The 13,586-nt window shown below is 62.5% G+C and carries 12 protein-coding genes; 8 read left to right on the forward strand and 4 right to left on the reverse strand.

Annotation, left to right across the window (positions count from 1 at the left end):
• The 3 genes from glyQ to ACOVRJ_RS09275 form a co-directional block, all read right to left on the reverse strand.
• Positions 1–794: glycine--tRNA ligase subunit alpha (gene glyQ / locus ACOVRJ_RS09265; protein WP_422043570.1), on the reverse strand; the 794-nt coding region annotated here is incomplete at its 3' end.
• A 79-nt stretch (positions 795–873) separates the two neighbouring features.
• A complete protein-coding gene (lnt, locus tag ACOVRJ_RS09270; RefSeq protein ID WP_422043571.1) occupies positions 874–2,343 on the reverse strand; it encodes an apolipoprotein N-acyltransferase in 1,470 nt (489 codons plus the stop codon).
• Positions 2,343–3,218 (reverse strand): HlyC/CorC family transporter, encoded by an 876-nt coding sequence (locus ACOVRJ_RS09275; protein ID WP_422043572.1) that lies wholly within the window; start codon positions 3,216–3,218, stop codon positions 2,343–2,345. The genes lnt and ACOVRJ_RS09275 overlap by 1 nt, the downstream gene beginning before the upstream one ends.
• 138 nt (positions 3,219–3,356) lie before the next feature.
• On the opposite strand from ACOVRJ_RS09275, the gene ACOVRJ_RS09280 reads away from it, so the two are divergent.
• The 6 genes from ACOVRJ_RS09280 to ACOVRJ_RS09305 all read left to right on the forward strand — a co-directional run bounded on the left by ACOVRJ_RS09280 (position 3,357) and on the right by ACOVRJ_RS09305 (position 9,972).
• Entirely contained in the window at positions 3,357–4,403 is a 1,047-nt protein-coding gene (locus tag ACOVRJ_RS09280) for a CobW family GTP-binding protein (protein WP_422043573.1), read from the forward strand.
• Positions 4,404–4,556: 153 nt separating this feature from the next.
• Positions 4,557–5,282: an RNA polymerase-binding protein DksA gene (gene dksA / locus ACOVRJ_RS09285; protein WP_422043574.1), complete on the forward strand. Its 726-nt coding sequence runs from the start codon at positions 4,557–4,559 to the stop codon at positions 5,280–5,282.
• Between the two features lie 111 nt (positions 5,283–5,393).
• The gene (locus tag ACOVRJ_RS09290; protein ID WP_422043575.1) at positions 5,394–7,190 is read left to right on the forward strand and encodes a hypothetical protein; all 1,797 of its coding nucleotides are present in this window, start codon (positions 5,394–5,396) and stop codon (positions 7,188–7,190) included.
• 63 nt (positions 7,191–7,253) lie between these two features.
• Entirely contained in the window at positions 7,254–7,802 is a 549-nt protein-coding gene (hslV, locus tag ACOVRJ_RS09295) for an ATP-dependent protease subunit HslV (protein ID WP_422043576.1), read from the forward strand.
• Positions 7,799–9,109, forward strand: a complete 1,311-nt coding sequence (hslU, locus tag ACOVRJ_RS09300; RefSeq protein ID WP_422043577.1) for an ATP-dependent protease ATPase subunit HslU — start codon at positions 7,799–7,801, stop codon at positions 9,107–9,109. Before hslV ends, hslU begins: the two co-directional genes overlap by 4 nt.
• 77 nt (positions 9,110–9,186) lie before the next feature.
• Entirely contained in the window at positions 9,187–9,972 is a 786-nt protein-coding gene (locus tag ACOVRJ_RS09305; RefSeq protein WP_422043578.1) for an ion channel, read from the forward strand.
• Positions 9,973–9,975: 3 nt separating this feature from the next.
• Here the strand turns inward: ACOVRJ_RS09305 and ACOVRJ_RS09310 are convergent, their stop codons facing one another.
• Positions 9,976–10,761 carry a type III pantothenate kinase gene (locus ACOVRJ_RS09310; protein ID WP_422043579.1) on the reverse strand — a complete coding sequence of 262 codons (786 nt, stop codon included), beginning with the start codon at positions 10,759–10,761 and terminating at the stop codon, positions 9,976–9,978.
• A 198-nt stretch (positions 10,762–10,959) separates the two neighbouring features.
• Between ACOVRJ_RS09310 and ACOVRJ_RS09315 the strand changes: the two genes are divergently transcribed.
• Both ACOVRJ_RS09315 and ACOVRJ_RS09320 read left to right on the forward strand, forming a co-directional pair.
• Entirely contained in the window at positions 10,960–12,648 is a 1,689-nt protein-coding gene (locus ACOVRJ_RS09315; protein WP_422043580.1) for a methyl-accepting chemotaxis protein, read from the forward strand.
• A 163-nt stretch (positions 12,649–12,811) separates the two neighbouring features.
• On the forward strand, positions 12,812–13,586 hold a 775-nt coding region (locus ACOVRJ_RS09320), incomplete at its 3' end, for a cobalamin-dependent protein (protein ID WP_422043581.1).

Raw genomic sequence — 13,586 nt, forward strand, 5'->3', positions numbered from 1 at the left:
GCGCGCTCGGTCACGCTGATGGCGCCGCGGGCGTCCAGCAGGTTGAAGCTGTGGCCGGCCTTGAGCAGTTGCTCGTAGGCGGGCAGGGCCAGCTGCTGCTCCATCAGGTGCTTGGACTGCTTCTCGTGCGCGGCAAAAGCGGTCAGCAGGAACTCGACGTCACTGTGTTCGAAGTTGTAGGTCGACTGTTCGACCTCGTTCTGGTGGAAGACATCGCCGTACTTGATGTCGGGCGCGCCGTCCTTGCCTTCGACATAGACCAGGTCGTAGACCGACTCCACGCCCTGCAGATACATGGCCAGCCGTTCCAGGCCGTAAGTGATCTCGCCGGTGATGGGCTTGCAGTCGATGCCGCCGACCTGCTGGAAGTAGGTGAACTGGGTCACTTCCATGCCGTTCAGCCAGACCTCCCAGCCCAGGCCCCAGCAACCGAGGGTGGGGTTTTCCCAATCGTCCTCAACGAAGCGCACATCGTTCTTCTTCAGATCAAAGCCCAGGGCTTCGAGCGAACCGAGGTAGAGCTCCAGGATGTTGGCCGGCGCGGGCTTGAGCACGACCTGGTATTGGTAGTAATGCTGCAGGCGATTCGGGTTCTCGCCGTAGCGGCCGTCCTTGGGGCGGCGGCTGGGCTGGACGTAGGCGGCCTTCCAGGGCTCGGGGCCGAGGGCGCGCAGGAAGGTGGCCGTGTGGCTGGTGCCGGCACCCACTTCCATGTCGTAAGGCTGGAGGAGCGCGCAGCCCTGCTTGGACCAGTAGTCCTGCAGGGTCAGAATGATTTGCTGGAAACTCAGCATGGGCGTGATGGTGAAAAGCCAAACATTGAGGAAAGCGGCCGCGCCAAGTCAGGCCGACCACTAGAAACTGCGCCCGATTCTACGAGGCGCGCCGACGCCAGCCGGCAAAGCCCAGCAGCAAGGCCAAAGCCACGTAAAACGGCCAGAGCCGAAAGGTCTGCAGCCAGCGTGCATAAGGGGTGCTGCCGCTGCGCCCTTCGACCTCGGCCTCCAAGACGCCAGTGGTAGCAGGCGCCAAGCGAGCTGTGACGCGGCCATGGTGGTCCAGCACGGCCGTGGCGCCGGTATTGGTCGAGCGCACAAAGGGACGCTGAAACTCCAGCGCACGCATCTGCGAGAACTGCAGATGCTGGTCCTGCACCATCAGCGTGCCGAACCAGGCCAGATTGCTGGCGTTGAAAAACACCGTCGCCGACTCGCTGCCATTGACGCTGTCCACAATGTCTTCGCCAAACAGGTCTTCATAGCAAATCAAAGGGCGCAAACGCTGGCCGGCCACCGGGAAGCTGCGTTGATGCTGGCCGCGCCCCTGGTCGTCCATGGGAATTTGCATGGCGCGCACAAACCAATGGAAGCCGGGCGGTATGAACTCGCCAAAAGGCAGCAAATGGCGCTTGCCGTAGTCGTAAGGCCCGTTGCCGCCGAAGCTGACCAGGGAATTGACGAACCCGTCCCGCTCATTGCCAATGAACACGCCCAGCAACAAGGGGCGCTGGGCCGCGCTGGTTTGCAAGCGCTGCAGATAGGCTTCATCCAAATAGTTGAGTGGCAAGGGCACCACGGACTCCGGCGTCAACACCACCTGGCCTTTGGCAGACTCGATCAAGGTGGCCAATCGATCCAGGTTGGCCTCGATCAGATCGCGGTCAAATTTTTGGTCTTGCGGCACATTGGGTTGCAACAGTGAAACCCGCAGCAAGCCTGTGCTTTGGGTGAAGTCTTGCGGCAAAAGCAGCCCCAGACCGATCAGCACCGCCATACCCAAAGCCGGGCGCCAGCGTCGAAGGCTCAAGCCCGCCAAGGCCATGGCCAATGCGGCGGCCAAGGCCGTGATGCCATACACCCCGATCCAAGGCGCCCAAGAAGCCAAGGGCCCAACCGTGTGGGCATAGCCGCCAAGAATCCAGGGAAAGCCGGTCATCAGTCCGGCGCGCAGCAACTCGCCGCCCAAAAAGCAGCCCGGCCAAATCAGCCAAGAAACGCCGCGGTAATCAGATTTGCCGCGCAGGTAAGCGGCCAGCGCCATCGCCACGGCGTAATAGCAAGCCAAAAAGGCCGACAAGAGCGCAATCGCCAGCGCCGCCAGCAGCCAGGGAATATGCCCAAACTGGTGCAGGCTGACATGAATCCACCACACGCCCGAGCCCAGCCAGGCAAAGCCAAACAGGCCGCCGCGCCAGGCCGCTTGCTTGGCCGAGGCCGACCAGGTGACGCGCGCCAACAGCGCCAGCGCCAAAGGCTGCAGCCACCAAAACTCAGTGGGGGAAAAAGAGGCGGTGTGCAAAAAGCCGGCCAGCAAGGCCAGCCCGGCGGCAAGTCGGCCCCGCATCAGTCGGAGGGTGTCTCGGCTCGGGTGACCTTGAACCAACGCACCGCACCGCCGCGAGTCAGCATCACCGAAAAGCGCAAGCCTCCCACTTCCACCACCTCACCGCGGCGCGGCACGCGACCATGTTCTTGCGCAATCAAGCCGCCGATGGTGTCGAACTCATCCTCAGGGAACTCGATAGCGAAGGCCTGGTTGACGGTCGCAATCGGCGTGTCCCCAGCCACCCGCTGGCTGCCATCGGCCAAGGTGTAGATGCTGGACTCGCCGTCTTTGTCGTCAAACTCGTCCTCGATCTCGCCGACGATTTCCTCCAGCACGTCCTCGATGGTGATCAAGCCGGCGGTGTTGCCGAACTCGTCGATGACGATGGCCAGATGGTTGCGATTCGAGCGGAAGTCACGGAGCAACTCATTCAGACCCTTGCTTTCGGGCACAAACACGGTCGGGCGCAACAAGGCACGCAGGTTCAACTCGGGTGCGCGCTGGATCTTCAGCAGGTCTTTGGCCAGCAAAATGCCGATGATGTTGTCACGCTGGCCGTCAAAGACCGGAAAGCGCGAATGGCCCGCATCAATCACCTGGGACAGCAACGCCTCGTAGGGTGCGTCGATATCCAACAGGTCCATGCGCGGCGCGGCCACCATCACGTCGCCGGCGCTCATCTCGGCCATGCGCAGCACGCCTTCGAGCATCTGGCGCGATTCAGGCTCAATCAGCTCACGCTGTTCGGCCGAGGCCAAGGTTTCAATCAGCTCGCTTTTGGAGTCGGGGCCGGGATGCAGGAATTCCAGCATCCGGTCTAGCAGACCACGCGGTTCAGCGGCTTGTTTGTGGCCCCCTCGATGAGAGGGCCGACTAGGATGAGGTTCAGACACAGGAACTTCGTGTCGTAGTTGCACAGGCCTGCAGAATAACCGATTGACATGACCGCTCTCTTGCAGGACAGTCACCCGCCCCCATATCAGGGGCTGGATTTCTCTGTGCTTCTCTCTGTGCCTCGGCACCTGACCATCATGTCAAACGAACAAAAAGGCCTCATCCCCGTCACCATCCTGACGGGCTTTCTCGGTTCCGGCAAAACGACGCTGCTCAAACGGGTGCTGACCGAGGCCCACGGCCAAAAGATCGCCGTGATCGAAAACGAGTTCGGCGAGGAAGACATCGACACCGACATCTTGGTCGCCGACACCGAAGAGCAGATCATCCAAATGAACAATGGCTGCGTCTGCTGCACCATCCGCGAAGACCTCCGCACCACCTTGTCCGACCTGGCCACCAAGCGCCGCAAGGGCGAGCTGAAGTTCGACCGGGTGGTGATTGAAACCACCGGCGTGGCCGACCCCGGCCCCGTGGCGCAAACCTTCTTCATGGACGATGAGATCGCCGAAAGCTACCTTTTGGACTCGATCTTGACCCTGGTCGACGCAGTGCATGCCGAAGAACAGCTGAACACCCGCCAGGAGGCACGCCGCCAAGTCGGCTTTGCCGACCAAATCTTCATCAGCAAGGCCGATCTGGTCGAGCCCGCCAAGGTCGATGCGCTGGCACACCGCCTCAAGCACATGAACCCGCGTGCGCCACAGCAAGTGGCTCATTTTGGTGAAGTGGCCTTGGCCAAGATCTTTGATCTGCGCGGCTTCAACCTGAACGCCAAGCTGGAAATCGACCCCGACTTCCTGAACGCCGACGCGCATGATCACGACCATGACCACGATCATGAGCACGGCGAGCACTGCAATCACCCGCACCACCATGTGCATGACGACGATGTGAAGTCCTTCGTCTTCAAGTCAGAGCGGCCCTTCAACCCCGCCAAGCTGGAGGACTTCCTCGGCGCCATCGTGCAGGTCTACGGACCCAAAATGCTGCGTTACAAAGGCGTGCTCTATATGAAAGGCACCGACAAACGTGTGATTTTCCAGGGCGTGCACCAGCTGATGGGTTCAGACTTGGGGCCGAAATGGATGCCGGGCGAGAAAAAGACGAGCAAAATGGTTTTCATCGGCATCGACCTTCCCAAAGAGATCCTCTTGCAAGGCATGGAAGGCTGTTTGGCCTGAAGTGACAGGCAGAAAAAATCGTCATTCAAGCAAGATTTAGGCGCTCAATGAACGTGGCTACAATCCGCGGCGCCTAAAGTGCGAGAACTAGCTGGTCCCGACTGAAATCTAGCCTGACAGAGACATAAGAACTGCCAGAGCGAGGAGAGCAACGTGAACAAGACCCAGGCCCCGAAAACCGCCCTTCCGACAAGCCCAGAGGCCTCGAAATCCGACGCCGCTGAGAAGTCTGCAGCCAAAACCACGGCCAAGGCGGCTTCCAAGTCCAAGGCAGATGCCGAGGTCGGGCTTGCCACGCTCGAAGCCAGCCCCACACCGACCGGAACCAGCCGCTTCGCTGACCGATTCGCCCCTCCGAAGCCGCCAACGCGACAAATGAACAGCCCCGTGATTGAAAGCCCTCAAAACGGCAATAAAGCCGCCAAGTCCGACCCGAAACTGGCCAATGCTTGGAAGACCAAGCCCGGCCACGAGCTGACCGATGCCGAAGTGCTGGCCATGCCCGAAACGGAGTACATGGGCGCCAAGCAGATCGAATTCTTCCGCGCCAAGCTGACCGAGCTGAAAAACGGCGTCTTGTCGAATGCCGGTGAAACCACCGAGCATTTGCGTGAAGACACCTCCATCGTGCCCGACCCGGCCGACCGCGCCACCATCGAAGAAGAGCACGCCCTGGAGCTGCGCACCCGCGACCGCGAGCGCAAGCTGCTGAAAAAGATCATCCAATCGCTGGCGCGCCTGGACAACGGCGAATACGGCTATTGCGACGAAACCGGCGAGCCCATCGGCCTGGGTCGCTTGATCGCCCGCCCAACCGCCTCGCTGTCGCTGGAAGCCCAGCAACGTCGCGAGATGAAGCAAAAGATGTTTGGGGACTGAGATCTGCCCAGCCGGTGGCCGCAGTTCACCCGCGGCCCGGCTTGCAGCTCAAGGCTTGAAACGAACTGCCAAGACTGAACGTTTACCCGATTCACGACAGGTCCAGCGCGCATGACAGAACCGAAAGACGGCGAGAGCTTCTTCCGCAAGGTCGCGCGCTTTGTGGCCAACCCAACCACCGATTGGGCCGAAATCAATTCCCGCCAAGATGACCCCGAGGGGGATCAGGCCAAGGCCGAACTGCGCGCCATGGTCGACCGCAAGCGCCGCAACGACTTTGTGCGCAAACGCGAGCTCGATATGCTGCGCCGCATCCGCCGCGAAGGCCTCACGCCCGAGCAATTGGCAGCCCTGGGCTCGGCCGCGTCTTCACGCCTGGACGATGTAGACCGTATCAGCGAGCTGAACTCCAAGATTGATCTGGGCGTGAAGGCCAAGATCGACGAGATCGAACAGCAAATGGCGGGCGAACATTTCCCCACCACGCAAGCGCAGCCCAAACATCCGCCTGGCTTCTTTGAGACCAGCACCCGGCAGCAGCACTTTGCAGCAACCACGACCACCGACGCGGCTGCACCGACGGTGTTGGCCAACTCACCCACCGGTCGGGTCAGCGAGTTCGCTTCCGCCGAGGAACTGGAGCGCCTGGAATCGGTGCCGCCAGCCGCCGCCGTGGTGATGGGCGCCGGCATGTCGCCGTTGTCCGATGCCAAGCCCAGCGTGCTCCCCACGCTGCCCGAGCCCCCGTCGGCACGCGAACTCCCTCCACTAGACATGCCGCTGAGCTTCAGCATCGCGCAACGCGCCCCGGTGGCCGAGTTGCGCGAGATGGTGCACGACCCGGAGCTGGATGAAGCGGTGATTGCTTTTGCCAACGCCGACCATGACAGCTGTGAACGCAGCATCCATGAGCTGATCCGCCCGGGAGGTCCACGCAATCTGCAGGGGGAAACCTGGCTGGTGATGTTCGATCTGTTTCGGGCCACCGGTCAGGCGGCCAAGTTCGAAACCCTGGCCGTGGAGTATTCACAGCTGTTTGGCCTGTCGGCTCCACAGTGGTATTCGATGCCCAAGATGCTGGCCGATGCCGCCAAGTCGGTACGCGCGCCAATGGGCAAGCCTGCTGGCATCAGCTGGGCCGCCCCGGAGACCTTGACCCCTGAAAGCGTGCAGCGCTTGAGCGCTCGCTGCCAAAACCTGCCCATGCCCTGGGTGCTCGATTGGTCCGCGCTGCGCCAACTCGAGCCCGAAGCTTGCGCCGTCCTGCGCGGCTTGTTCCGCAACTGGTCGGGTCAGCCGATCGATATGCGCTGGATCGGTGGCGACCATTTGCTGCAACTGCTGGGCGAACTGGCGCCGGTGGGCATGCGCGATGTGGACCCAGCCTTGTGGATGCTGCGCTTGGAGGCGCTGCGTCTGATCAATCGCCCCGATCAATTCGACGAGATTGCCATTGACTACTGCGTCACCTATGAGGTGTCGCCCCCCAGCTGGGAGCGCAGCCAATGCCGCGTTCGCTTGGGCAGCGCCGGCACCAGCACCCTAGGCCCTGCGACCAACTCCATGACCATGGAGCAATCAACCAGTTTCTTGGAGTCGCAGATCACAGAGAACGGCGCACCAGAATCCAGTGTGACGCTGGATCTAAGCGGGCAGCTCAGCGGCGATATCTCGGAGCGGCTGAGCCAGATGACGGCGGAAGTCGGCAACGCCACCGCCATCACCGTGAACTGCCCCAAGCTGATCCGCCTCGACTTCATGGCCGCCGGCGACCTGCTGAACTGGGTCTTGAGCCGGCGCGGCGAGAACCGCAGCGTTACCTTCAGCGAGGCGCACCGCCTGGTGGCCTTGTTCTTTGTGGCCATGGGCATCAATGAGCATGCCAAGATCAAGGTTCGCCAGGTCTGAGGACTCACGCAGCGCGACTCACTGCGCTTGAAGTTCAGGTCTTTGGCCTCAGATGGAGCGGCTATGGACCAACAATCTCCCCTCTTTCACGGCACGACCATCGTCAGCGTGCGCAAAGGCAATCAGGTCGCGATCGGCGGCGATGGCCAGGTCACGCTGGGCACGATCGTCGTCAAGGCCAGCGCGCGCAAGGTGCGCAAGCTGCACCGAGATCAGGTGCTGGCCGGTTTTGCCGGTGCCACCGCCGATGCCTTCACCCTGTTCGAGCGCTTTGAAGCCAAGCTCGAGAAGCACCAGGGCCATCTGACCCGCGCCGCCGTCGAGTTGACCAAGGACTGGCGCACCGACCGCGTGCTACGCAAGCTCGAGGCCATGTTGATCGTGGCCGACCGCAGCGCCACCCTGATCATCACCGGCAATGGCGATGTGCTGGAGCCCGAACATGGCATTGCCGCCATCGGCTCCGGTGGCGCCTATGCACAAGCCGCCGCACGCGCCCTGCTCAAACACAGTGAGCTCAGCGCCGCCGACATCGTCAAACAGTCGCTGGAAATCGCCGGCGATCTGTGCATCTATACCAATCACAACCACACCCTGGAAACGCTGGAATGAGCAGCATGACCCCTCAGGAGATCGTCTCCGAACTGGATCAGCACATCGTTGGCCAGAACGCCGCCAAGCGCGCGGTCGCCATTGCCATGCGCAACCGCTGGCGTCGGCAGCAGGTGGATGACAAGCTGCGCGCCGAGATCACGCCGAAGAACATCTTGATGATCGGCCCCACCGGCGTCGGCAAGACCGAGATCGCCCGCCGCCTGGCCCGCTTGGCCGGCGCGCCCTTCATCAAGGTGGAAGCGACCAAGTTCACCGAGGTCGGCTATGTCGGCAAAGACGTGGACGCCATCATCCGCGACCTGATCGATGTGGCAGTCAAGCAAGAGCGCGAGTTGCAGATGAAACGCCAACGCCTGCGCGCCGAAGACGCCGCCGAAGACCGGGTGCTGGACATCCTGGTGCCCGGCAGCGACGCGGAAAACACCGCGCGCCAGATCATGCGCAAGCGCCTGCGCGAAGGCAGCATGAACGACAAAGAGATCGAACTCGATCTGCTCGATGCCAAGCCCAGCATGGAGATCCTCACGCCCATGGGCCAGCCCGGCATGGAGGACATGGCCGAGCAGCTCAAAAACATGTTCTCGCAGATCGGCGGCGGCAAGAAAAAGACCCGCAAGCTCAGCATTGCCGAGGCCTTGAAGCATTTGGTGGAAGAAGAAGCCGCCAAGCTGCTCAATGAGGACGAGATCAAGGCCACCGCCTTGCAAGCCGCGCAAGAAATGGGCATCGTCTTCATCGATGAAATCGACAAGGTCTGTTCACGCTCGGAGACCGGCTCCGCTGAGGTGTCGCGTCAGGGCGTGCAGCGCGATCTGCTGCCGCTGGTCGAAGGCACCACGGTCAACACCAAGTACGGCATGGTCAAGACCGACCATATGCTCTTCATCGCCTCGGGAGCCTTCCACCTGGCCAAGCCCAGCGATCTGATTCCCGAGTTGCAGGGGCGCTTCCCGATCCGGGTGGAGCTGAGTTCGCTGTCTGTCGATGACTTTGAGGCCATCCTCACCAGCACCCATGCCAGCCTGGTCAAGCAGTACCAGGCCTTGCTGGCCACCGAAGGCGTCACGCTGGAGTTCAGCGCCGACGGCATCCGCCGCATGGCAGAGATCGCCTTCGAGGTGAACGAGCGCACCGAAAACATCGGTGCGCGGCGCCTCGCCACGGTGATGGAGCGCCTGCTCGATGAGATCAGCTTCGATGCGCCCAAGCTGCAAGGCCAGACCATCACGCTCAGCGCCAGCGAGGTCAACGCCAAGCTGGGTGAGTTGGCGAAGAACGAAGACCTGTCGCGTTTCATTCTTTGAGTCGGCCAGCCAGGCCGGTCAAGACCCTTGATGCACGTCAATCTTGCATCGAGGGTCCGGCCCTAGGCTAGCCACCCATGCCACATCGCCTGACCACACGCACCTGGGGACTGGCCCGCCCGCCGGCCATGAATGCGGCCGCCTTGCGGACCGAAAGGCGCTGGCGTTGGCCGGTGCTGATCGGTCTGCTGTGCACCATTCCGGCCTTCTACATCGAGCTGCTGGAAAACCTGCCCACGCCTTTGGCGGTGGGCATCTACCTCGGTGCGGCCGGCTTGATCGTGCTGTCGCTAGGCCTGGTGGCGCGCCAGGTCAGCCACCCCCAGCAGTACCTACGCAGCAATGCAATGGACCTGTTGCTGGTCATCGGTTTGCTGGCGGCCGCCTTGCTGCCACCCAGCCTGCATTCCGAGACGGCCTTGGGCCTGCGCTTGTTCGTCGCCTTGCTGACCTTGGTGCGCATGGTCTGGGCCATCAAGTTCTGGGTCACCCGCGGCAGCCTGGGCTATTTGCTGGCCCTGGCCATGCTGGTGTTGTTCTTCTGTGGCGTCGGCTTCTGGGCGCTGGAGCCCAATGTCAAAACCCTGGGAGATGGCTTGTGGCTGGCCTTCACCACCGCCGCGACGGTGGGTTATGGGGACATCGTGCCCACCACCTCGGCCGCGAAGATTTTCTCCGTCTTTGTGGTCTTGCTGGGCTATGCGGTGCTGTCCCTGGTGACAGCGGCCATCGCGTCCTTCTGGGTGGAATCGTCCGAGCGCCGCATGGAGCAAGACATCCTGCGCGATATGCATGCGCAGTTGCGCAAGGTGCATGAAGAGCTGGCCGAACTGAAAAAAGAGATCAGATCCAGCCGCGAATGAAGACTAAAGCGCCAGCCGGTGCGACTGCAGCGCCAAGATACCGTCGAAGATCAAGGAGTCGAGCAGCTCATGCTCGATCTCTAGCGTAGGCGCCACTTTCCAGCCGGCGCCACCGGTCATCAGCGTCAACGGCACTTCCTGCGAGCGTTTGCTCAGATGCCGGTGCATGCGCTCAATCGCGCCGGTGATGGCATAAGTGCCGCCGCTGGTCAGCGCATCCGAGGTGTTGGTCGGGAACTCGCTGACTTCGCCGGTGGGCACACGCAGACCCGCGGTGCCGCCTTCCAGAGCGCGCAGCATGATGCCGTGGCCCGGCATGATCATGCCGCCCAAGAACTTACCTTCGGCATCCAGCGCATCCACCGTCACCGCCGTGCCAATCATGACCACCAGGGCTGCGCGGGGCTTGTCGTAGATCCCCGCCTTGCAGCGCGCCATCACATGCGAGCGCGCACCGACCAGGGCCACAAAGCGGTCCGCGCCCAAGCGGCCAGGATGGTCATAGCCATTGGTGACGCCACCCGCATGACCGCTGGACACCACCCAGCGTGCCTCCACATCCCAGAGTTCCAACTGCTCTTCCACGCGGCGGCGCACCGCATCGCCCGCCACATTGCAGCCCAAGACGCTGTGCGGCTCGGGCAGGTGCCGCCAGTCGCCATCGGCCAACTGATCGATGGTCTCCAGAAACACCGCCCCATGGGCCAGGAGCACCGCACCGGGCTGCGGAGAAGCGTAGAGCGCCCATTTAAGACGGGTGTTGCCGATGTCGATGGCCAGAAAGCTCATGAAATCAAGGAGAAGCTGTCAACTATTGCCAGCCTAACAGTTCTTTTGCAGTGAATTGGCACTCAGGCTCGCTTTCCAAGCGACGATATGGCTCAACGGGAGTCCAACAGATCCGTCGGGCCCAGACCTGCTCAGCAGGCGAGGCAACAAGTGGCACAGCGAATGCTTCAAGCCCGACCATTCGGACAGTTCTGCACCATGAAGTCTCTTTCCATTTCGGCCCGCCTGTGGATGCCGGTGATCGTGCTGGCTATTTTTGTGGTGCTGATGACCACCGTGGCTTCCAGCCGCACCCAGGGCCTGATCGCCAAGGGCCAAGCCGCTCAACATGAACAACAGCACAAGATCGAGATGGCCTTGCGCTGGCGCGGCCTGGTCGAGACCCAGGGCGCCCGACTGGCTGCCGCCGGCGAGACCGGCTTGCCCGAAGCCGCCAAGGCCGAGGCGCAAGCCAATGCCAGCGAAAGCGCCGATCTGCAAAAGCAGTTGGAAGCGCTCAGCACCGACAGCGAAGAGAAGTCCCTGCTCGACAAGATCAAGCGCGCCCATGAGGACTACAGCACCGGCAAGAGCGGTGCACAACTGAAGACCTATTTGGACGCGCAGCAAGTCTTCATCAAGCTGCAACTGGACAAATCCGATCGCCTGCGGGAAGCCGCCGGCGCCGAGCGCATGCGAACCGTCTGGATGGTGGCCTTGGTGATGGGCTTCATCGTGCTGGGCCTGGCCATTGCCACCCGCTTTCTGGTCAGGGCCATCAGCCAGCCCTTGCATCTGCTGGCCCAACAAGCCGAACGCATCGGCAGCGGCGACTTCAGCAGCCCGATCGCGCATGACCGCCAAGACGAGATCGGCGCCATGCAAGCCGCCTTGGGCGCGATGCAAGACGCGCTCAACCGCGTGGTCGGCGAAGTGCGCCGCAGCGCCGACAGCATCCAGACCGCCAGCACCGAGATCGCCTCCGGCAACTTGGATCTGAGCCAGCGCACCGAACAAACCGCATCCAATCTGCAGCAAGCCGCCAGCGCCATTGGCCAGCTGACCGGAGCGGTACACCAGAGCGCCGACAGCGCCAGCACCGCCAACCAACTCGCCAGCACCGCCGCCCAAGTGGCCCAGCGCGGCGGCCAGGTGGTCGGCCAGGTGGTCGCCACCATGGAGGAAATCAACAGCAGCTCCAAGCGCATCAACGACATCATTGGCGTGATTGATGGCATCGCCTTCCAGACCAATATCCTGGCCCTGAACGCCGCCGTGGAAGCTGCACGCGCCGGCGAGCAAGGCCGCGGCTTTGCGGTGGTGGCCAGCGAGGTGCGCTCACTGGCACAACGTTCCGCCGAAGCCGCCAAGGAGATCAAGGCGTTGATCGGCGTCAGCGTGGACAAGGTCGAGGCCGGCACACGGTTGGTGCAAGACGCCGGCAGCACCATGGACGAGATCGTCGCCAGCGTCGGCAAGGTCACCGACATCATTGGCGAGATCCGCGCCAGCACCGTCGAACAAAGCTCGGGCATCAGCAGCGTCAATGGCTCGGTCGGTCAACTCGACCAGATGACGCAGCAAAACGCCGCCTTGGTGGAAGAAAGCGCAGCGGCGGCCGAGTCCCTGCGCGACCAGGCCAGCAAGCTGGCCGGGCTGGTCAGCGAATTCAAGCTGCAAGGGGCGAGCTACGGCGGCAGTTCGGGAAGCAGCCACAAGCGGCCGGCCGCGGCCCTGGAGAAAAAGGCGCCCTCGCCGGCCTTCAAGCCCGCGCCCAAACCGGTGCAGGCCACAAAAGCCAAGGCCCCAACGCATGCTCCAGCCCGCGCCCCCAGCCCGACGCCTAGCCCAAAGCCCAGCGCGGCGAAAGAGGCGAGCGGCAATGACGGCGACTGGGAAACCTTCTGAAGCGCTCAGACAGCCCATAAAGTCAAACACAGCAGCCACAGCGCTGCTGTGTTTTGAATCGGTCAATGACGTTTACGTAAACGTCAATCAAGCTCTAGAATCGGCGAAGTTTTGCTGATACAAAAGGCGGCCACTTTCCGTGGGCTGCCGCTGGAGACCTTCGATGACCGACTTGTCCGCCGAATCCAAAGCCCTGGCCAATTACCGACCCACCCACAAGGTGCGCTTCGTGACGGCCGCCAGCCTCTTCGACGGGCACGATGCGGCCATCAACATCATGCGCCGCATCCTGCAAGGCATGGGCGCCGAGGTCATCCACCTGGGCCACAACCGCTCGGTCGATGAGGTGGTGACCGCCGCCCTGCAAGAAGACGCGCAAGGCATTGCGATCAGCTCCTACCAGGGCGGCCATGTCGAGTACTTCAAATACATGGTCGAGTTGCTGAAGCAACGCGGCGGCGAACATATCCAGGTCTTCGGTGGTGGCGGCGGCGTGATCGTGCCGGCCGAGATCCGCGATCTGGCCGACCATGGCGTGCGCATCTTCAGCCCCGAAGACGGCCAGCGCATGGGCCTGCAAGGCATGATCGGCGAGATGGTGATGAAGGCCGACCAGGACTTCAGCGTCTACGCGCCCAAGTCGCTGAGCAGCCTGCAAGGTCATGGCGAAGCCGCCTGGCGCGCACTGGCGCAGCTGATCACCGCGCTCGAAAACGACAAGGCCGATGCAGCGCTGGTGGCCGAGTTGCAAGCCGCAGCTAAGAGCATCAAAGTGCCCGTGCTGGGCATCACCGGCACCGGCGGCGCCGGCAAGTCCAGCCTGACCGACGAGCTGATCCGCCGCCTGCGCCTGGACCAAAACGACCGCCTGCGCGTGGCCGTCATCTCCATCGACCCCTCGCGCCGCAAGAGCGGCGGCGCCCTGCTCGGCGACCGCA

It is taken from the genome of Roseateles sp., from assembly GCF_049240545.1.
Lineage (GTDB): Bacteria > Pseudomonadota > Gammaproteobacteria > Burkholderiales > Burkholderiaceae_C > Paucibacter_A.

Bases quoted from the DNA above. Each gene is read 5' to 3' on its own strand.
- lnt (WP_422043571.1), bottom strand. From the start codon at position 2,343: ATGCGGGGCCGACTTGCCGCCGGGCTGGCCTTGCTGGCCGGCTTTTTG.
- ACOVRJ_RS09280 (WP_422043573.1), top strand. From the start codon at position 3,357: ATGTCAAACGAACAAAAAGGCCTCATCCCCGTCACCATCCTGACGGGC.
- ACOVRJ_RS09290 (WP_422043575.1), top strand. From the start codon at position 5,394: ATGACAGAACCGAAAGACGGCGAGAGCTTCTTCCGCAAGGTCGCGCGC.
- hslV (WP_422043576.1), top strand. From the start codon at position 7,254: ATGGACCAACAATCTCCCCTCTTTCACGGCACGACCATCGTCAGCGTG.
- hslU (WP_422043577.1), top strand. From the start codon at position 7,799: ATGAGCAGCATGACCCCTCAGGAGATCGTCTCCGAACTGGATCAGCAC.
- ACOVRJ_RS09305 (WP_422043578.1), top strand. From the start codon at position 9,187: ATGCCACATCGCCTGACCACACGCACCTGGGGACTGGCCCGCCCGCCG.
- ACOVRJ_RS09310 (WP_422043579.1), bottom strand. From the start codon at position 10,761: ATGAGCTTTCTGGCCATCGACATCGGCAACACCCGTCTTAAATGGGCG.
- ACOVRJ_RS09315 (WP_422043580.1), top strand. From the start codon at position 10,960: ATGAAGTCTCTTTCCATTTCGGCCCGCCTGTGGATGCCGGTGATCGTG.